This is a genomic window from Streptomyces kronopolitis (genome assembly GCF_050953795.1).
Classification (GTDB): Bacteria; Actinomycetota; Actinomycetes; order Streptomycetales; family Streptomycetaceae; genus Streptomyces; species Streptomyces kronopolitis_A.
In genome coordinates, this window is sequence record NZ_CP191850.1 from 4,398,699 (window position 1) to 4,414,094 (window position 15,396).

At 73.9% G+C, this 15,396-nt stretch carries 21 protein-coding genes and 1 tRNA gene; 5 read left to right on the forward strand and 17 right to left on the reverse strand.

Annotation, left to right across the window (positions count from 1 at the left end; translation table 11 throughout):
- Nucleotides 1–92: 92 nt before the first annotated feature.
- On the forward strand, nucleotides 93–320 hold the full coding sequence (locus ACQP17_RS19390) for a hypothetical protein (protein ID WP_364873227.1): 228 nt from the start codon (nucleotides 93–95) through the stop codon (nucleotides 318–320).
- 60 nt (nucleotides 321–380) lie between these two features.
- Here ACQP17_RS19390 and ACQP17_RS19395 read toward each other — a convergent pair whose 3' ends face one another.
- On the reverse strand, nucleotides 381–1,700 hold the full coding sequence (locus ACQP17_RS19395; RefSeq protein ID WP_433857406.1) for an amidohydrolase family protein: 1,320 nt from the start codon (nucleotides 1,698–1,700) through the stop codon (nucleotides 381–383).
- 75 nt (nucleotides 1,701–1,775) lie between these two features.
- Here ACQP17_RS19395 and ACQP17_RS19400 point away from each other — a divergent pair, with 75 nt between their 5' ends.
- Nucleotides 1,776–2,327 (forward strand): MarR family winged helix-turn-helix transcriptional regulator, encoded by a 552-nt coding sequence (locus ACQP17_RS19400; RefSeq protein WP_433857407.1) that lies wholly within the window; start codon nucleotides 1,776–1,778, stop codon nucleotides 2,325–2,327.
- Between the two features lie 112 nt (nucleotides 2,328–2,439).
- Here the strand turns inward: ACQP17_RS19400 and ACQP17_RS19405 are convergent, their stop codons facing one another.
- From ACQP17_RS19405 to ACQP17_RS19430, 6 genes are all read right to left on the reverse strand, one after another.
- Nucleotides 2,440–2,913, reverse strand: coding sequence for a VOC family protein (locus ACQP17_RS19405; protein WP_433857408.1), 474 nt, complete (start codon nucleotides 2,911–2,913; stop codon nucleotides 2,440–2,442).
- Nucleotides 2,914–3,076: 163 nt separating this feature from the next.
- Complete coding sequence (locus ACQP17_RS19410; RefSeq protein ID WP_433857409.1) at nucleotides 3,077–3,892, reverse strand: hypothetical protein; 816 nt, start codon at nucleotides 3,890–3,892, stop codon at nucleotides 3,077–3,079.
- A 167-nt stretch (nucleotides 3,893–4,059) separates the two neighbouring features.
- Nucleotides 4,060–4,896: an RNA polymerase sigma factor SigF gene (locus ACQP17_RS19415; RefSeq protein WP_006604265.1), complete on the reverse strand. Its 837-nt coding sequence runs from the start codon at nucleotides 4,894–4,896 to the stop codon at nucleotides 4,060–4,062.
- Between the two features lie 198 nt (nucleotides 4,897–5,094).
- Nucleotides 5,095–5,904, reverse strand: a complete 810-nt coding sequence (locus tag ACQP17_RS19420) for an RNA polymerase sigma factor SigF (protein WP_168480565.1) — start codon at nucleotides 5,902–5,904, stop codon at nucleotides 5,095–5,097.
- Nucleotides 5,905–6,127: 223 nt separating this feature from the next.
- Nucleotides 6,128–6,421 carry a Dabb family protein gene (locus tag ACQP17_RS19425; RefSeq protein ID WP_433857410.1) on the reverse strand — a complete coding sequence of 98 codons (294 nt, stop codon included), beginning with the start codon at nucleotides 6,419–6,421 and terminating at the stop codon, nucleotides 6,128–6,130.
- 110 nt (nucleotides 6,422–6,531) lie between these two features.
- On the reverse strand, nucleotides 6,532–6,696 hold the full coding sequence (locus ACQP17_RS19430; RefSeq protein WP_433857411.1) for a hypothetical protein: 165 nt from the start codon (nucleotides 6,694–6,696) through the stop codon (nucleotides 6,532–6,534).
- Nucleotides 6,697–7,405: 709 nt separating this feature from the next.
- Here ACQP17_RS19430 and ACQP17_RS19435 point away from each other — a divergent pair.
- Both ACQP17_RS19435 and ACQP17_RS19440 read left to right on the forward strand, forming a co-directional pair.
- A complete protein-coding gene (locus ACQP17_RS19435) occupies nucleotides 7,406–8,185 on the forward strand; it encodes a DUF2127 domain-containing protein (protein WP_433857412.1) in 780 nt (259 codons plus the stop codon).
- Nucleotides 8,186–8,212: 27 nt separating this feature from the next.
- Nucleotides 8,213–8,680: a hypothetical protein gene (locus tag ACQP17_RS19440; protein WP_433857413.1), complete on the forward strand. Its 468-nt coding sequence runs from the start codon at nucleotides 8,213–8,215 to the stop codon at nucleotides 8,678–8,680.
- Nucleotides 8,681–8,782: 102 nt separating this feature from the next.
- Here ACQP17_RS19440 and ACQP17_RS19445 read toward each other — a convergent pair.
- The 4 genes from ACQP17_RS19445 to ACQP17_RS19460 all read right to left on the reverse strand — a co-directional run bounded on the left by ACQP17_RS19445 (nucleotide 8,783) and on the right by ACQP17_RS19460 (nucleotide 10,484).
- Nucleotides 8,783–8,869 (reverse strand) — tRNA-Ser (locus ACQP17_RS19445).
- A gap of 78 nt (nucleotides 8,870–8,947) precedes the next feature.
- Nucleotides 8,948–9,376: a tRNA adenosine(34) deaminase TadA gene (gene tadA / locus ACQP17_RS19450; protein ID WP_433859947.1), complete on the reverse strand. Its 429-nt coding sequence runs from the start codon at nucleotides 9,374–9,376 to the stop codon at nucleotides 8,948–8,950.
- Nucleotides 9,377–9,517: 141 nt separating this feature from the next.
- Complete coding sequence (locus tag ACQP17_RS19455) at nucleotides 9,518–10,075, reverse strand: hypothetical protein (protein ID WP_364873207.1); 558 nt, start codon at nucleotides 10,073–10,075, stop codon at nucleotides 9,518–9,520.
- A 190-nt stretch (nucleotides 10,076–10,265) separates the two neighbouring features.
- Nucleotides 10,266–10,484, reverse strand: a complete 219-nt coding sequence (locus ACQP17_RS19460; protein ID WP_433857414.1) for a hypothetical protein — start codon at nucleotides 10,482–10,484, stop codon at nucleotides 10,266–10,268.
- A gap of 175 nt (nucleotides 10,485–10,659) precedes the next feature.
- Here ACQP17_RS19460 and upp point away from each other — a divergent pair, with 175 nt between their 5' ends.
- The gene (upp, locus tag ACQP17_RS19465; protein WP_364873203.1) at nucleotides 10,660–11,295 is read left to right on the forward strand and encodes a uracil phosphoribosyltransferase; all 636 of its coding nucleotides are present in this window, start codon (nucleotides 10,660–10,662) and stop codon (nucleotides 11,293–11,295) included.
- 75 nt (nucleotides 11,296–11,370) lie between these two features.
- Here upp and ACQP17_RS19470 read toward each other — a convergent pair whose 3' ends face one another.
- The 6 genes from ACQP17_RS19470 to ACQP17_RS19495 all read right to left on the reverse strand — a co-directional run bounded on the left by ACQP17_RS19470 (nucleotide 11,371) and on the right by ACQP17_RS19495 (nucleotide 15,304).
- Nucleotides 11,371–12,018, reverse strand: a complete 648-nt coding sequence (locus ACQP17_RS19470; protein ID WP_433857415.1) for a LytR C-terminal domain-containing protein — start codon at nucleotides 12,016–12,018, stop codon at nucleotides 11,371–11,373.
- Nucleotides 12,019–12,174: 156 nt separating this feature from the next.
- On the reverse strand, nucleotides 12,175–12,471 hold the full coding sequence (locus tag ACQP17_RS19475) for a type II toxin-antitoxin system VapB family antitoxin (RefSeq protein WP_030084955.1): 297 nt from the start codon (nucleotides 12,469–12,471) through the stop codon (nucleotides 12,175–12,177).
- A gap of 187 nt (nucleotides 12,472–12,658) precedes the next feature.
- A complete protein-coding gene (locus tag ACQP17_RS19480) occupies nucleotides 12,659–13,264 on the reverse strand; it encodes a DUF4232 domain-containing protein (RefSeq protein ID WP_433857416.1) in 606 nt (201 codons plus the stop codon).
- A 160-nt stretch (nucleotides 13,265–13,424) separates the two neighbouring features.
- Complete coding sequence (locus ACQP17_RS19485) at nucleotides 13,425–14,084, reverse strand: hypothetical protein (RefSeq protein WP_433857417.1); 660 nt, start codon at nucleotides 14,082–14,084, stop codon at nucleotides 13,425–13,427.
- A complete protein-coding gene (locus ACQP17_RS19490; RefSeq protein WP_433857418.1) occupies nucleotides 14,081–14,773 on the reverse strand; it encodes an RNA polymerase sigma factor in 693 nt (230 codons plus the stop codon). Before ACQP17_RS19490 ends, ACQP17_RS19485 begins: the two co-directional genes overlap by 4 nt.
- Before the next feature lie 33 nt (nucleotides 14,774–14,806).
- Nucleotides 14,807–15,304: an LPXTG cell wall anchor domain-containing protein gene (locus ACQP17_RS19495; protein WP_433857419.1), complete on the reverse strand. Its 498-nt coding sequence runs from the start codon at nucleotides 15,302–15,304 to the stop codon at nucleotides 14,807–14,809.
- Between the last annotated feature and the right edge of the window lie 92 nt (nucleotides 15,305–15,396).

Here is a 15,396-nt window from a genome sequence, read left to right on the forward strand (position 1 = left end):
CCCCCCGTAGGCCGGCCCTCCCCGCTCCGTAGGCGCCCCTGCCGCGCACCCAGGGGTGCCCGCTCGCCCCCGGTTCGCTAGGGTCCTTGCCCATGGCGACCAACCCGCAGAACCAGGCCGGCGGCAACTACGACCCGGCCGGCAGCACGCAGATGTTCCGGGCCTTCGTGGACGAGGGCGGCACCCCGCAGGCCGGCGGTGGCGGCGGCCGCCGCGCGGCGGCCCCGCAGCAGGCGTCCGGCCCGCGCGTGGGCGTCATCGTCGGCGTGATCGTCGCGGTGCTGGTCGTCGCGGGCGCGGCCTGGCTGGCGCTGGCGTAACGCCCCGCACCTCCCCGTACGGGGGCCCGGCGTCCCGGGCTCCCGGCCGCGGCGGACGGCTCAGTTCAGGGCCGCGATCCGCTCCGCGGACCGCTGCGCATCCGCCAGTACGCCCGTCAGCCCGCCGTGCACCAGCCGCCCGGCACGCTTGACCGTGCGCCCGGCCACCAGGACCGTGTCGACGTTCCCCGGGTGCGCGGCGGTCACCACCGCGCCGATCGGATCGTGGTCCACCGGGGCGAGATTGACCGCGTCGGCGCGCAGCAGCACCAGATCGGCGCTCTTGCCGATCCCCAGCGACCCGGTCTCGTCGCCCAGGCCGAGCGCCGCGGCCCCCTCGGCGGTGGCCATGCGCAGCACGTCCGCCGCCCGGACCGCGGGCCCCTCGCCGTCGCCCCCCTCGAAGTGACTGCTCGTCAGCGCGGCCCGCATCTGCGAGAACATGTCGCCCGGCGCCGAGGTGACCGCGTCCGCGCCCAGCCCCGTGGTGATGCCCGCCCGGCGCAGCCGGGGGGCCATCGGCGCACCGAACCGCATCGAGGCCTCGATCGCCGGGGTGATCGCCACCGCGCCGCCGGACTCGGCGATCAGCCGCAGCTCGGAGTCGGGCAGCGAATTGCCGTGCACGTAGAGGGTGCCGGGGGCGATCAGCCCGTGCTCCCGGAGCGCGGCGACCGGCTCCGGCGCCACCGGCCCGGCCGTCACGTGCACCACGACGGGCAGCGCCAGCTCACGGGCCAGCAGCCAGTCCTCGCGCACCGTCTCCGGCGGGCCGAACGAGGGGCCGACGGGCGCCAGGGCCATCGTGAGCAGCGCCTCGGATGAGCCGAAGTGCTCGGTGCGCACCCGCCGCACCCAGTCGGCCCGCCGGGCGCCCTCGTCGAAGACCGGGTAGCCGTAGCCGAATACGGCGCGGATCCCGGCGTCCCGCAGCCCCTCGACGGCGGCCGCGCTGTGCTCCGGGGAGTACTGGACGTGGGAGAAGTCCTGCACGGTGGTGATCCCCGCGTCCAGGCACTCCAGGGCGCCCAGGAGGTTGCCGGTGTGCACGTCGGCGGGGGTGAAGCGGCCGGCGAGGTCGCCGAGGATCCGGCTGAGGTAGCCGTCCAGGCTCTCGTCGACGGCGGCCGAGCGCAGCACCGCCTGCCACACGTGCCGGTGGGTGTCGACGAACCCGGGCAGCACGATCATGCCGCGGGCGTCGAGCACCTCGATGCCGGGATCGTCCCCGTCGAGCGGCAGCCCGGGGCCCACGGCGGCGATCCGGCCCTCCTCGACGAGGACGTCGGTGTGCGGGTGGACGGTGGGGTGGGGGTCGGTGTCGATGACCAGACCGCCGCGCAGCAGCAGGCGCGGGGGGCGACGGCTCTCGCTTCCCATGGCAGATCACACCTCTACACACTCGGAAGAAAGCTTTTTAGAAAGCTATCATGGTGGTGAACTATCCTGCCCGACGTGACCGCCGCGCCCGGACCAGGATCCGACCCCGTCGACGCGCTGATCGGCGCCTGGCGGGCCGAGCTGCCCGACGTGCTGCGCCCCTCGACGGAGCTGTCGAAACGCATAACGCAGCTGGCCGGCGCGCTGGACCGGGCCACCCGCCGGATACTGCCCGAACTCGGCCTCACGGTCGCGGAGTTCGACATCCTGACCGCGCTGCGCCGAGCGGGTGAGCCGTACGCGATGAAGCCGAACGCGCTCGCCCGCGCCCTGCTGCTGTCGTCGGGCGGCATCAGCAACGTGGTCAACCACCTCGCGGCCCGCGGTCTCGTCCTGCGGGAGCCCTCCTCGGACGACGGGCGCAGCACCGTCATCCGGCTGACCCCGGACGGCGTGGCCGCCGCCGAGCACGCCGTCCGCCTCCATGCCGACGCCCACGAGTCGGTCTTCGCCGAGGCGTCCCCCGCCGCCGTGCACGCGGCCGCCCGGGCCCTGCGCGAGGTGGGCGTCCGCAGCGGCCCGGAGCCCCGGCCGCTGCGCACGGGACGGAACCGCAGCCGCTCGTGAGGGGCCGGAACGTCGCGGTCCGGGAGGCGCCCCGCCGTCCGGGGCGGCGGCCCCGTCCGGGCCGCCGCCCTCGGTGTGCGGGGTGCCGCCACCGGCCCGGGGGCCGGCCGCCCTATCCGGCGTCCGCGGCCGCCTGGAGCGCGGCGATGTCGATCTTCTTCATGCCGAACATGGCCTTCATGGCACGGGCCGCCCGGTCCTGGTCCGGATCGTTGAGCAGCTCCGCCATCCCGCCCGGCGCCACCTGCCAGGACAGGCCGTACCTGTCCTTCAGCCAGCCGCAGGGGCCCTCCTCGCCGCCCTCGGAGAGCTTGGCCCAGTAGTAGTCGATCTCGTCCTGGTCGGCGCAGGTGATCATCAGCGAGATCGCCTCGCTGAAGGTGAATTCCGGGCCGCCGTTGATCGCCAGGTACTCCTGGCCGTCGAGCTCGAACACCACGGTCAGCACGGTGCCCGCCGGACGCGGGCCCGCCTCGTTGTAGTGGGTGACGTCCTTGATCCGCGAGTTCGGGAACACCGAGCAGTAGAACTCGGCGGCCTCCTTGCCCTGGGTGTCGAACCAGAGGTTGGGGGTGATCTTGGGCATGGTCTTCTCCCTGGGACGGATGCGCTGCCGGTGGCCGCGTCTGTGCCTCTTCAGACCGTCGCACCCCGCGGAACTCATCGCTCTCCAGGAAGGAACATTCGGAGGCTTTTCGGGTCGGGGAGCGAGTGCGGACGTGCGGGCCCCCGCGCCGCCCCGCTTCCGGCTACTTCCAGGTGAAGGACACGTCCCTGGTGTCGAGGTGCATGCCCGCCGGGACCCGCCAGCCGTCCACGCACACCCGCCAGCTGCCGGACTTCTTCCGGCCCGGCGCGAGCGGCAGCGGCAGCTCGTGGGTGGAGGTGATCGTGGCCCAGTCGATGCCGAGGCCGCCGATGATGTGGGTGCCGAACGTGACGGTCCCGGCGGTGACGGGCCGGTCGCCGGTGTTGAGGAAGTCGAGGGAGACCTTCTCGCACCAGCGGACATCGGTGTCGGCGAGGCGGGGCCTGCCGATCAGGAGACCCGCGGGGGCGCCCGGACCGGGCGGCAGGGTGGGCGAGGGCGGCTCGGGGGAGGGCGAACCGTGCGAGGGGGGCCGGGAACCGTGCGGCGGCGCGGGCGAGTTGGGCGTGGCCGGCGGGGGAGCGGGAGTGCTTCCACCGCCCCGGCCGGCAGGTTTCCCGGGCGAGGGGGTGGTGCGGGCGCCCGGAGTGGCGGCGTCGCCTCCGGCCCGGCCCGGGCCGGAGGCGGGAGCGGAGCCGCTGTCGGAGGACGCGCTCGCGCCGGGGCGCGTGGGGTGCGTGGCGCAGTCGTCGCCGTGACCGCGGTCGCCGCTGCCGTGAGCGCCGTCGCCGCCGTCCAGCGGCGTCAGCTCGACACCGTCGCGGGGCGGTACGGGGGTGCCCGGCGGATGGCCGCCGGCGGGGTCCGCCGCGCCCACCGCGGCGTAGCCCTGCCCGGCCGCGGTCCCGCAGCCGGTGAGCAGAACACCCAGACACAGCACGGCCGCAGAGGCACGGGCAGCAGTCGTCCGTCGCATCGGGCCAGTGTTGCTGACGGGGTGTCAGGTGTACAGAGGGCGGACGGACGGCTCTCGAACGGGCGGGCGTGCGCCGCGTGCGCCACGCCCCCGCGGCCTCCGGTCCTCTGCAACTGTCCGCCGAGCGGCACCACGGAGCGCCGTACGGCCCCCCGGCGGACCGTTCCTCAGTCGGAGATCAGGCCCTCGCGCAGCTGCGCCAGGGTGCGGGTCAGCAGCCGGGAGACATGCATCTGGGAGATGCCGACCTCCTCGCCGATCTGGGACTGCGTCATGTTGGCGAAAAAGCGCAGCATGATGATCTGGCGCTCGCGGGCCGGGAGTTTGGCCAGCAGCGGCTTGAGGGACTCGCGGTACTCCACGCCCTCCAGCGCGCTGTCCTCGTAGCCGAGGCGGTCCGCGAGGGAACCCTCGCCGCCGTCGTCCTCGGGGGAGGGGGAGTCGAGCGAGGAGGCGGTGTAGGCGTTGCCGACGGCCAGGCCGTCGACCACGTCCTCCTCCGACACCCCCAGGCACAGGGCGAGTTCGGGGACGGTCGGGGAGCGGTCCAGCTTCTGGGAGAGCTCGTCGCTGGCCTTGGTGAGGGCCAGGCGCAGCTCCTGGAGCCGGCGCGGGACCCGCACGGACCACGAGGTGTCGCGGAAGAACCGCTTGATCTCACCGACCACCGTCGGCATCGCGAACGTCGGGAATTCCACGCCGCGTTCGCAGTCGAAACGGTCGATCGCCTTGATCAGGCCGATCGTGCCGACCTGGACGATGTCCTCCATCGGCTCGTTGCGGCTGCGGAAGCGGGCGGCCGCGTACCGCACGAGCGGGAGGTTCAGCTCGATGAGCGTGTCGCGGACGTAGGTGCGCTCCGCGCAGTCCTTGTCGAGCGAGGCGAGCCGCAGGAACAGGGAGCGGGAGAGCGTGCGGGTGTTGATGGCGTCGTCGTCGTGCACGTGCGGTGCGGGCGCGGGAATCGCGGAAAGCACCTTTGAGCTGCCCAGTTCTACGGACATGCCACCCCCTTGAGGTCGCGGACGGGTCGCTGCGGCGTCCCCGGGCCGGGGTGGACCGGGGAGGGATACCTCCACCTGAATACCGGAGGCAGCGCTACGGCAAACGCGGTTCCTGCAGAATGTCACATGTCGGCAACACGCTGTAGCGCCATGTCGACATATCTGCGCAGGCCGTGCGGGGACGGTCGCCCGTCCCGGTTAGGCGTCGATCCTGTTTGCGGATCGCAGCCGGGCGAAGCTCCGCGACAGTAGCCGTGAGACGTGCATCTGCGACACCCCCAGCTCCGCACTGATCTGGGACTGCGTCAGATTGCTGTAGTAACGCAGCAGAAGGATCCGCTGCTCGCGCTCGGGCAGCTGGACGAGGAGGTGCCGGACGAGGTCGCGGTGCTCGACCCCGGCGAGTTCCGGGTCCTCGTAGCCGAGGCGGTCGAGCAGTCCGGGCAGGCCGTCGCCCTCCTGGGCGGCCTCCAGCGAGGTGGCGTGATACGAGCGGCCGGCCTCCAGGCAGGCCAGCACCTCGTCCTCGCCGATCTTGAGGCGCTCGGCGATCTCGGCGGTGGTGGGGGAGCGGCCGTGCAGCACCGTCAGGTCCTCGGTGGCGCCGTTGACCTGCACCCACAGCTCGTGGAGGCGGCGCGGCACATGGACGGTGCGGACATTGTCTCGAAAGTAGCGTTTGATCTCGCCGACGACGGTGGGCATCGCGAAGGTGGGGAACTGGACGCCCCGGTCCGGATCGAAGCGGTCGATCGCGTTGATCAGGCCGATGGTGCCGACCTGGATAACGTCTTCCATGGGTTCGTTGCGGCTGCGGAAGCGGGCCGCGGCATAGCGGACCAGCGGAAGATTGGCCTCGATCAGCGCGGCACGGACCCGGGTGTGCTCCGGGGTGCCGGGGTCGAGGTCCGTCAGCTCGGCGAACAGCACCTGTGTGAGTGCCCGCGTGTCCGCGCTTCGGCTCTCGCGGGATGGAGCCTTGGGCGCAGTACGGGCCGTCACGGTCACGCCACCCTTCACAGTGCATGTATCCGGCAAAAGCGGTCATAGCATCACAAGACATGTGCACTGTGTGCAAGCACCCCATAACGCCGTGTTGAACAGAGAGTTGGGGTGGGTGCGGGGGATCCGGGGGGCCGGTGGGCGGCGGCGGGCGCCCGGGGGTACGGCAAAGCCCCCCGCCCGTACGGGACGAGGGGCTCGGCGGGGCCGGGCGCGGGGGCGCCGCGGCTCAGAATTCGTAGTCGGCGATCACCCAGGTGGCGAATTCACGCCACTGTGCGGCGGCCGCCTGATGGGCCGGATGCTCCAGGTAGCGCCGGAGGGCGTCCTTGTCGGCCACGGCCGAATTGATCGCGAAGTCGTGGGCGATCGGACGGTCGGTGATGTTCCAGGCGCACTCCCAGAACGTCAGCTCCGGAATCTCGCCCTCCAGCGCCGCGAAGGCACGGACGCCGGCCTGCACGCGTTCCTCGTCGCGGGAGACGCCGTCATTGAGCTTGAACAGGACCAGGTGGCGGATCACAGGGGCCTCCGTGGGCGGGCGGGTGCGGCTGGACCGTGCGGCCGGGCCGGTGGCCGGACGGGCGCGGGGCGGACCGCCGGGCGGCCTCGGCGCCGCCGGCCGGACGTGGCCTAGCTGATCAGCTGGGTCATGAACTGACCCATGCCCTGTGCGGCGGACGAGATGCCCTCGAAGCCTATCTGGACCAGGTCGGCGGCGCGCTTGGGGGAGGTGATGATCGTGTACAGCACGAAGACGATCAGCAGATACAGCACGATCTTCTTGGCCTGCGCCATCAGCCCGACTCCCCTACGCAGTCCCCTACGGCAGTGCCTGCAGTTCCCGTCTGCAGTCGGGCGAGTGTAACCACACGTGTTCGATCGCGGGGGCGGCGCCTGCGGGGCGGGCGCCGGTCCCGTCGCACGATCCGGCATCTCCTCTTGATCCGGATTTTATGGACCAAAGGCCCGCCAAAGGGGGCCCTTCGCCTGCCTGTTGAGACGGTCCGCGGCGGCACCATGGGCAGCGTGGTCCGCTGGATCTGGCAGGAATCCAGGGGACCCGGGACAGGACCTCACTGCGGGGTCCACGCCGACCGTCCCCGGACGGCGGCGCGGACTTGGGGGTTCGTCCGCATCGGGGGGAGCGGTCGTCCGTCGACGCCGCTCCCCCCGCCCGATCCCGGCCCCGCCTCGGCGCCGGCCCCCGGAGACCACCGGGGGCCAGGACACGACCCCGAGGCGGGGCTTCGTCGTGCGCGGCCGGCGGCGGCGTCCCGTGCCGAGCGCCCCCGGCCCGTGTGACGCACCGGTCCCCGGCGGGCCGCAACCAAGGGCGAGCGCCGCCGCGTCCTGCACTCCGTACGACTCGGATGTCCCGGGTGCTCCGCCGCGCCGTGTCCGGACCCGCCGCCATGCATCATGTACGCGACACAACGGAGCGCGGCAGCGCGCCGCGCCGCGGCGTGGGGCCGCGTGGGACCAGAAAGGAACACGGGCTCCAACGATGAAGATCGACTGGGACCGGCGTACCTGCGCACGCCGCGGGCACATCACCTACCTCCCGCACGAGGAGCACCTCCGGGAGAGGCTGCACGCCGCCACCGCCCTCGGCGAGGCCTGGCGCTGTCTGCGCTGCGGAGACTTCGTCCTCGGCGACCCGCACGGCTCCGGTCCGGCCGCCGACGCCCCGCTGGTCCCGCGCGGGAAGGTGCTACGCGATCTGTTCATCCTGCGCTTCCTGGCGGTCGAGCGGGCGGTGCGCGGGGTGTTCATCGTGCTGGCCGCGGTCGGCGTGTGGCAGTTCAGCAACCGCAAGGACGCGGTCCGCCGGTTCTTCGACGAGTACCTCGCCGTGCTCCGCCCGGTGGCCCGGCACTTCCACTACGACCTGGACCAGTCGCCGGTCGTCGGCACCATCCAGAAGACCTTCGGCTACCGGCACTCCACCCTGGTGCTGGTGGCCGCGCTGCTGCTGGTCTACGCCCTCGTGGAGATCGTCGAGGGCGTCGGTCTGTGGCGCGCCAAGCGCTGGGCGGAGTATCTGACGGTGGTCGCCACGGCGGCCTTCCTGCCGCTGGAGATCTACGAGCTGACCGAGAAGGTCAGCTGGCTCAAGATCGCCACGTTGGTGATCAACATCCTCGCGGTGCTCTACATCGCGGTCACCAAGCGGCTGTTCGCGCTGCGCGGCGGCCGCGCGGCCTTCGAGGCGGAGCGGCACAGCGCCTCCCTGCTGGAGGTCGAGACCTCGGCCGGAGTGCCCGCGGCCACCCATAATGGCTGAACGATCGATCCGAGGGGGAACCACACCATGTCCGTGAACTCCGCACCGTCCCGGCCCGATTCGCCCCGCGCGCAGGCCCGGTCCGTTCGCCCGCGCGCGCTGCGGCGGCGCCCGGCCGTCGTGCTGGCACTGCTCGCCGGACTGCTGGCGGCGGCCGTCGCCCCGGCGACCGCGGCCGGCCGCGGCGCGCCCGACACCGCGCGGGTGGCGACCACCGCGAGCGCCCCGGGCCACGGCCACGCCGCCCCGGCACGCCCCGCGGCCGCCCCCGCGCGCTCCGCCACCGCCCACCGTCACTCCGCACAGCTCACCTCGGCCTTCAAGGTCAAGAAGTCGAAGTGGAAGTCGAAGACCAAGAAGAAGGGCGGCTTCTTCAAGAAGCTCGGGATCTTCCTGGTCGTGCTCTTCGTGCTCTTCGTCGTCGCCGTGATCCTGGTGATCTGGCTGATCGTGCGCTTCTTCCGCCGCGCGGGCCGCAACCGGCGCAACGCCTAGCGTCCGCTCCCCGGCCGCCGCGGCGCTCGGCGGCCGGGGCGGGCCGGCCCCCGGACACGACGAAGGCCCCGATCCCTGAGGCATCGGGGCCTTCGTTTCGAGCGGTAGCGGTGGGATTTGAACCCACGGAGGAGTTGCCCCCTCACGCGCTTTCGAGGCGCGCTCCTTCGGCCGCTCGGACACGCTACCGAGAGAGAGCTTAGCCCACGGGTGGCCGTGCGCCGAAATCGGATTCCGGGAACCGGCCGCCGGGGCACCGGGGCGCGCTCAGCGCTCGCGGAAGAAGGCCGTGAGCAGCCCGGCGCACTCAGCCTCCAGGACCCCGGTGATGACCTCGGGGCGATGGTTGAGACGGCGGTCACGGACCACGTCCCAGAGGGAGCCGGCCGCCCCCGCCTTGGCGTCCCGGGCACCGTAGACGACCCGGTCCACGCGGGAGAGCACGAGCGCGCCCGCGCACATCGTGCACGGTTCGAGGGTGACGACGAGCGTGCAGCCGGTCAGCCGCCACTCCCCGGTGTCGCGGGCCGCCGCGCGCAGCGCGAGGACCTCGGCGTGCGCGGTCGGGTCGCCGGTGGCCTCGCGGGCGTTATGGCCGGTGCCGAGGACCGTGCCGTCCGCGGACAGCACGACGGCGCCCACCGGGACGTCACCGGTCCCGGGGGCGCGGGCGGCCTCGTCCAGCGCCTGCCGCATCGGTGCGATCCACGGATCGCGCAGCGGGTCGGGCGCGGGGGAGGGGAGTGAGGCGGAAGGGGGGACGGTCATGCCCCCAGTGTCGGGGACGTGACCGGGGGCCGGACCCGCCCCTGGGGGCGGGGACCCGGCCGGGACCGCTCAGCGCACGGCTTCGAGGACTTCCGTGCAGCCCAGCGAGTCGGCGATGGTGCTCAGCGCATCGCCGTCCAGGGTCAGCAGTTCCTGCTCGCTGACGCCCAGGTCGGCCAGCAGGGCGGCGTCGCCGAGCGGACCGCGGGGCGGGCCGTCCGAGCCGTTCACCGCGTCCAGGGTGTCGTCCGGTGCGTGGTCGTTGTTGTCGTCGGGGTCGGGGTCGGGTTCGCCGTCCTCCGTGCCGTCCAGGTCGAGGCTGTCCAGGTCGTCGGCCGCGTCGTCCTCCTCGCGGCCGAGCAGCTCGTCGGTCAGCATCGCGCCGTACGAGCTTTTGGCGGCGGCGGCGGCGTTGGACAGGAAGACCCGCGGGTCGTCCTCCCCGTCGACCCGGATGACGCCGAACCAGGCGTCCTCCTGCTCGATGAAGGCCACCACCGTGTCGTCGTCGACCGCCGCCTCTCGGGCCAGATCGGCCAGATCGGTCAGCGTCTCCACATCGTCGAGCTCCGTATCGCTCGCTTCCCACCCGTCTTCGGTGCGCGCGAGCAGTGCGGCGAAGTACACCGTGACTCTCCCACTGGTCATAGGCGTGCCGGGCCGGGCGGGGCGGCGCTGCACGCCGTTGGTCCCGCCCCTTTCGGAATCGTGGCAGAAACAACGCCGCCGCGCGGGGTCTTCGGTGCTGCGTCGTGCGGAGGTTGTGCGAGATGTCGCTCACGTGCCGCAGCGCAGACGGGTGCGCGGGGGTGTTCCGCTACCAGCGGAATGTACGCATCCGCACTGCCTGGCGCATGCGTTCGGCCCGTACGCGGCGCGGCTGGACGCGGTCGCGCAGCTCCTTGGCCTCGTGCAGGTCCCGCAGAAATTGGGCACGGCGCCGTCGGCGCGCCGCTTCCGTCCCCTCGTCCGGGGCCGGGTCCCGGCTGCCGGGGACGGTGTCGTTCGGGTCGTCGGTCCGCTTGCGGTCGGGCACGCGCACACCACCTCGGGCAAAATCCTCGCCCTCTGACAGGAGAGCCGATCGGGCGTATGTGCCCCCTTTCCCTCCTTTCGGTGGTTTGATGCCCACCACGTGCCACGGTTGCGCCGGTCGGCCGGGCACTGCACGGCGGGCGCCGGGGCCTTCCGGCTCGGTTACTGTCGATGTCATGCGGATCCACGTCGTCGACCACCCGCTGGTGGCGCACAAACTCACCACACTGCGCGACAAGCGCACCGACTCCCCGACTTTCCGGCGGCTCGCCGATGAGCTGGTCACCCTGCTCGCCTACGAGGCCACCCGTGATGTGCGCACCGAGCAGGTCGACATCGAGACCCCGGTGACGGCGACCACCGGCGTGCGGATGTCGCACCCGCGCCCCCTGGTCGTCCCGATCCTGCGGGCCGGACTGGGCATGCTGGAGGGCATGGTCCGGCTGCTGCCCACCGCCGAGGTCGGCTTCATGGGCATGGTCCGCAACGAGGAGACGTACGAGGCGCACACCTACGCCACGCGGATGCCCGACGATCTCTCGGGCCGTCAGGTGTACGTCGTCGACCCGATGCTCGCCACCGGCGGCACGCTGGTCGCGGCGATCCGTGAGCTGATCCAGCGCGGCGCGGACGACGTCACCGCGATCTGCCTGCTGGCCGCGCCGGAGGGCGTGGAGGTCATGGAGAAGGAGCTGGCCGGCGCGCCGGTGACGGTGGTCACCGCGGCGGTCGACGAGCGGCTCAACGAGGCCCGTTACATCGTGCCGGGCCTGGGCGACGCGGGCGACCGCATGTACGGCACGGCCGGCTGAGCCCACCGCGCCCCGCTCACCCGATCACTGTCCGGGCCCCGCACCACGCATGGTGCGGGGCCCGTCCGTACGCGCTCAGCACTTGGCGTCGCCGGAGGGGGCCGGGGACGGACGGGTCAGCAGGGCAAGGGACTTCGCGGCGTCCTGCGAGGCGGTGAGGTTCTTGAAGGTGTCGCCGATGATCAGGTCGAGGTCGGCGCCCTTGCGGGCGTCGGTCTTCTGCTGCGCGCCGGCGAGCTGGGTGGAGAGCACCTTCATCGGGCCCTGGACCGCGGCCGCGGGGCCGAGCAGTATCCCGGCGCCCTTGACCTTCTTGTCGTAGGCGGCGGGGGCGTTGCCCACCTTGCCGATCTTGAAGCCGCGCTTCTCCAGCTCGTCCGCGGTGCGTTTGGCGAGCCCGGAGCGCGGGGTGGCGTTGAAGACGTTGACGGTCAGGGCGCCGGGCGCGGGCAGCTTGCGGGCGGCGTCGTGGGCCCGTGCCGTCCCGGCCTTGGCGCTCTCGGTGCAGTGCCGCTCACCCGGGGCGGCGTGGGCGGTGTCGGACCGGCCGCCGAACACGTCGATGAGCTGCAGGGAGCCCCAGGCGGCCAGGCCGAGGACGCAGGCCGTGGCGGCGAGGGAAAGGACGATCCGGCGGCGGTGGCGGGGGCGGCGCATCCGCGGATACCTGTCGCCCGTGATGCGGTACTTCCCGCCCATGCCCGGGGGCGTCAGCATGCTCATGGGCGCAGCGTAGTGCGGGTGGCCGTCCGTGCCTACTAGATGATCAACGCGTGGCGCGAGACCCAACCCAAAAGGGTCAATACGGACAGGGTGGCTTGGGTGTCGACGGGCGTAAAGAGGGGATTTCCGGCCTGTTGGGCGGCGGGGCGCCGCGGGTCAGCCGAGTTCGAGCACGCGGGCGTGCAGCACCTGGCGCTGCTGGAGGGCCGCGCGGACCGCGCGGTGCAGCCCGTCCTCCAGATAGAGGTCGCCCTCCCACTTCACGACGTGCGCGAAGAGGTCGCCGTAGAACGTCGAGTCCTCGGCGAGCAGCGTCTCCAGATCGAGCTGCTGCTTGGTCGTCACCAACTGGTCGAGGCGTACCGGGCGCGGGGCGACGTCCGCCCACTGGCGGGTGCTCTCCCGGCCGTGGTCCGGGTACGGCCGGCCGTTTCCGATGCGCTTGAAGATCACACGGAAAGCCTACCGGGCGAGCGGCACCGGGCGCAGCCATGCCGCAGCAGTGCAAAAGGATCATTGGTGGCAAATTTGGATCATTGGGGAGCGGCGGCCCGGAGGATATGGCCGGAAGCGACCCGAACGGCCTATCGCGTGGCGCGATGCGGCGGCCGCTCCCCCGGCCCGCGCCACGGCGCGGGGCTCACCACGGACGGGCGGCCGCCCGGCTCGGCTGCCAGTACGTGACGGTGGCGGTGCGCGGGTCGACCCGGACCGGGGGGCCGTCCAGGCCGACCTGGACGGGGGCGCTGCGGGCGGCCAGCGCGACGCCGAACTGGGAGATCCGGTGGTGGTCCGGGCCGCCCCGCCCGCCGTTGCGGGTGACGACCATGGCGTAGGCGGTGGCGTCGGGCTTCAGGGCGACCGGGGAGAACGGGCGGCTGCCGGGGATCGCCGGGAGGGCGGGCCGCCGGCCGTCGCCGAACCGCAGCAGGGGGTAGCGCTGGGCGGCGAAGTCGCAGGTCCGGTCGGAGATGTTGGTGACGGTCAGCAGCATCCGGTGGTGTCGCCGCGGCATCGCGCCGGCGTGGAACTTGAGCATCTCGGGGGTGCAGGCCGCCGGTCCGCCGGGGGCGGGGGGAGGATTCTGGCCGTCTCCCGGGGCGGGGTGGTCGGGGGCCGGTGAGACGGCGGTGACGGGGCCGCCGGCCCGGCCGCCGTAGCCGTGGCAGGCCGTTGCCAGTGCCAACACGGCGGCGACGAGCAGACCCGCGGCGGCGGCCCGGCTGCGCAGGGCGGTGAACGGCATAGGGAGCTCCCCCCGGAACGGTGGCGTGCACACGACCTTCGGCGTGGGTGCTGGCGATCCGCTAACGCGCGGCTAACGCGGGCCGGTGCCGGGGGGCCGCGGGCCGGCGTGGTCCCGGTGCGGGGGTGGCGGCCGGATCGGTGGAGTATGCATCAATCACTCAATGTACGGCCTGAGTTGAGGGGGACGCAGGGGGTCCCGCGGTACCGGTGCCCTCCGGGGTGGGGCCGGCCGGCGGGGGCGTGGAGGGCGGATCGGGGGTGGCGGAGGAGCCGTCGCCCGGCCGTGCGCCCGCCCCGGGCGTGGCGGTGCCCGGCGGGTGCGGCCGTGCGGTGCCGGCGGGTGCGCCGGAGGGGCCGGGGCCGTGGTGGGGGGTGGCCGGCGGCCTGCTGGGGGAGGGGGTCGGAGTCGGTGTCCGGCCGGAGCCGGTGGAGGGGGCGGGGCTCACGGGGCTCGGCGGCCGGGCGGGCGCCGGCCGGTCCGGCCGGCCGTCCGGGGCGGCCACCAGGACGCCCACCGCGACGGCGGCGGCCGCGGCCGCGGCGGCCAGCGGCAGGCCGAACCGGCGCAGCGGGGGCTGCCGCAGGACGGACAGCCGGCCGCGGCGCAGGTGCGGCCCGGGGGGTGCGGCGGGCCGCAGGTCCCGGATGCCGATGCTCTCCGCGCGGGCCGTGAGGGCCTGGCGCAGCCGCTCCTCCACCGGGCCGTGCGGGGCGGCGGCGCCGGGGACGGAGCCCGTGCCGCCGGGGTGCGGGGAGCCGTCGCCGCTGTCGCCGGGCAGGCCCGGGGTGCGGCCGGTGCCCGGGCCGGGGCCGTTCATGACCGCGCCTCCAAGATCTTCTCCAGCGAGTCCAGCGCGCGGCTGGCGAGGGACTTCACCGCGCCGCGACTGATGCCCAGCGTCGTCGCGATCTGCGCCTCCGTCAGCTCGCCCCAGTACCGCAGGACGAGGACCTCCCGGCGGCGGGCGGTCAGCCCGCCCAGCGCGGCGAGCACCTCCCGGTGCTCCTCGTCGAGCACGATGCGCTCCTCGGCGGACGGGGCGTCCGCCTCGTGCGGCGGGGTGTAGTTGCGCGCGGTGCGCCGGCGCCGCAGTACCGAGCGGGCGGCGTTGACGACCGCGGTGCGCAGATAGGCCAGGGCGTTGTCGACCTCGCCGAGCTGTTCGCCGTGGCGCTTGTAGAGCGCGGCGAACGCGTCCTGGACGACGTCCTCCGCGGTGGCCCGGTCGTCCACGAGCAGCACGGCCAGCCGGACCATGGCCAGCCGGTGGGCGTGGTACAGCTCGCTGATCGTCGGCGGCGGGTCGGGCGGCACGGCGGCCCGGGCGCCCGGCAACCGGGCGCCGGTGCCGGGCGGTTCGCCGGCCGCCGGGCGTCCGGCGTACGGGGTGTCGCGGCGGGCGGCCACCGGGCGGACGGTGCGCAGCAGCCACCGCCACAGGGCAGGCCGGAGCCCCGGCACGGCGAACCGTACCGGGGCGAGCTGCGGACCGGCGGAGAACTCCATCACTTCCTCGGGACGCGGCGGCCGGGCGCGGGTTCAGCCGCGCCGGCGGCGGAGCGCGTAGACGGTGCCGCCGCCCGCGGCGATCAGGGCGGCGGCGGTGCCGCCGAGCGCCATGGTGGTGGTGGACGAGGCCCCGGTGCGGGCGAGTTCGCGGTCCTTGCCGGCGCCCTGGGCGGGGGCGGAGGCGGCCGGAGTGGGCGGGGCGGTCGGGGTCGCGCCGGGGTGGGCGGGGGTGCTGCTCGGCCGCGGGCCCGGGGCGGTGGGGGAGGCGCTGGGCCGCGGGGGCTCGGTGGCGCCGCCGGACGGGGCAGGCGTCGCCACCCCGCCGCCCGGCGGCGGGGTGGGCGACTCGGACGCCTGGACGGAGAGCGGCCGCGGCTTGGGTGCGTCGGCGTGGGCGGGGGCCGCCGTCGACAGCGCGACCAGCGCGAGCGCCGCGAGCAGTCCGGCGCCGGCCGCGCCGCGGGGAAGGGGGCGGGCGGCGGACGGCCGGGCTGCGGCGGTGGTGCGGGGGGTACGGATGGACTTCACGGTCGGCTGCTCCACGTTCGTCGACGGGGTGGCGCCCGGGGGGCGCCCTCACCCGTGACGACGTGCGGCCGGGGCCGGGGTTGCCGGTGGCG

What these genes read in the sequence shown, in the direction of transcription:
- ACQP17_RS19430 (WP_433857411.1), bottom strand. Translation starts at nt 6,696, where the DNA reads ATGGCGCAGGCCAAGAAGATCGTGCTGTATCTGCTGATCGTCTTCGTG.
- ACQP17_RS19395 (WP_433857406.1), bottom strand. Translation starts at nt 1,700, where the DNA reads ATGGGAAGCGAGAGCCGTCGCCCCCCGCGCCTGCTGCTGCGCGGCGGT.
- ACQP17_RS19390 (WP_364873227.1), top strand. Translation starts at nt 93, where the DNA reads ATGGCGACCAACCCGCAGAACCAGGCCGGCGGCAACTACGACCCGGCC.
- ACQP17_RS19470 (WP_433857415.1), bottom strand. Translation starts at nt 12,018, where the DNA reads ATGAGCATGCTGACGCCCCCGGGCATGGGCGGGAAGTACCGCATCACG.
- ACQP17_RS19410 (WP_433857409.1), bottom strand. Translation starts at nt 3,892, where the DNA reads ATGCGACGGACGACTGCTGCCCGTGCCTCTGCGGCCGTGCTGTGTCTG.
- ACQP17_RS19440 (WP_433857413.1), top strand. Translation starts at nt 8,213, where the DNA reads ATGTCCGTGAACTCCGCACCGTCCCGGCCCGATTCGCCCCGCGCGCAG.
- upp (WP_364873203.1), top strand. Translation starts at nt 10,660, where the DNA reads ATGCGGATCCACGTCGTCGACCACCCGCTGGTGGCGCACAAACTCACC.
- ACQP17_RS19485 (WP_433857417.1), bottom strand. Translation starts at nt 14,084, where the DNA reads ATGAACGGCCCCGGCCCGGGCACCGGCCGCACCCCGGGCCTGCCCGGC.
- ACQP17_RS19490 (WP_433857418.1), bottom strand. Translation starts at nt 14,773, where the DNA reads ATGGAGTTCTCCGCCGGTCCGCAGCTCGCCCCGGTACGGTTCGCCGTG.
- ACQP17_RS19415 (WP_006604265.1), bottom strand. Translation starts at nt 4,896, where the DNA reads ATGTCCGTAGAACTGGGCAGCTCAAAGGTGCTTTCCGCGATTCCCGCG.
- ACQP17_RS19405 (WP_433857408.1), bottom strand. Translation starts at nt 2,913, where the DNA reads ATGCCCAAGATCACCCCCAACCTCTGGTTCGACACCCAGGGCAAGGAG.
- tadA (WP_433859947.1), bottom strand. Translation starts at nt 9,376, where the DNA reads ATGCGGCAGGCGCTGGACGAGGCCGCCCGCGCCCCCGGGACCGGTGAC.
- ACQP17_RS19480 (WP_433857416.1), bottom strand. Translation starts at nt 13,264, where the DNA reads ATGCCGTTCACCGCCCTGCGCAGCCGGGCCGCCGCCGCGGGTCTGCTC.
- ACQP17_RS19435 (WP_433857412.1), top strand. Translation starts at nt 7,406, where the DNA reads ATGAAGATCGACTGGGACCGGCGTACCTGCGCACGCCGCGGGCACATC.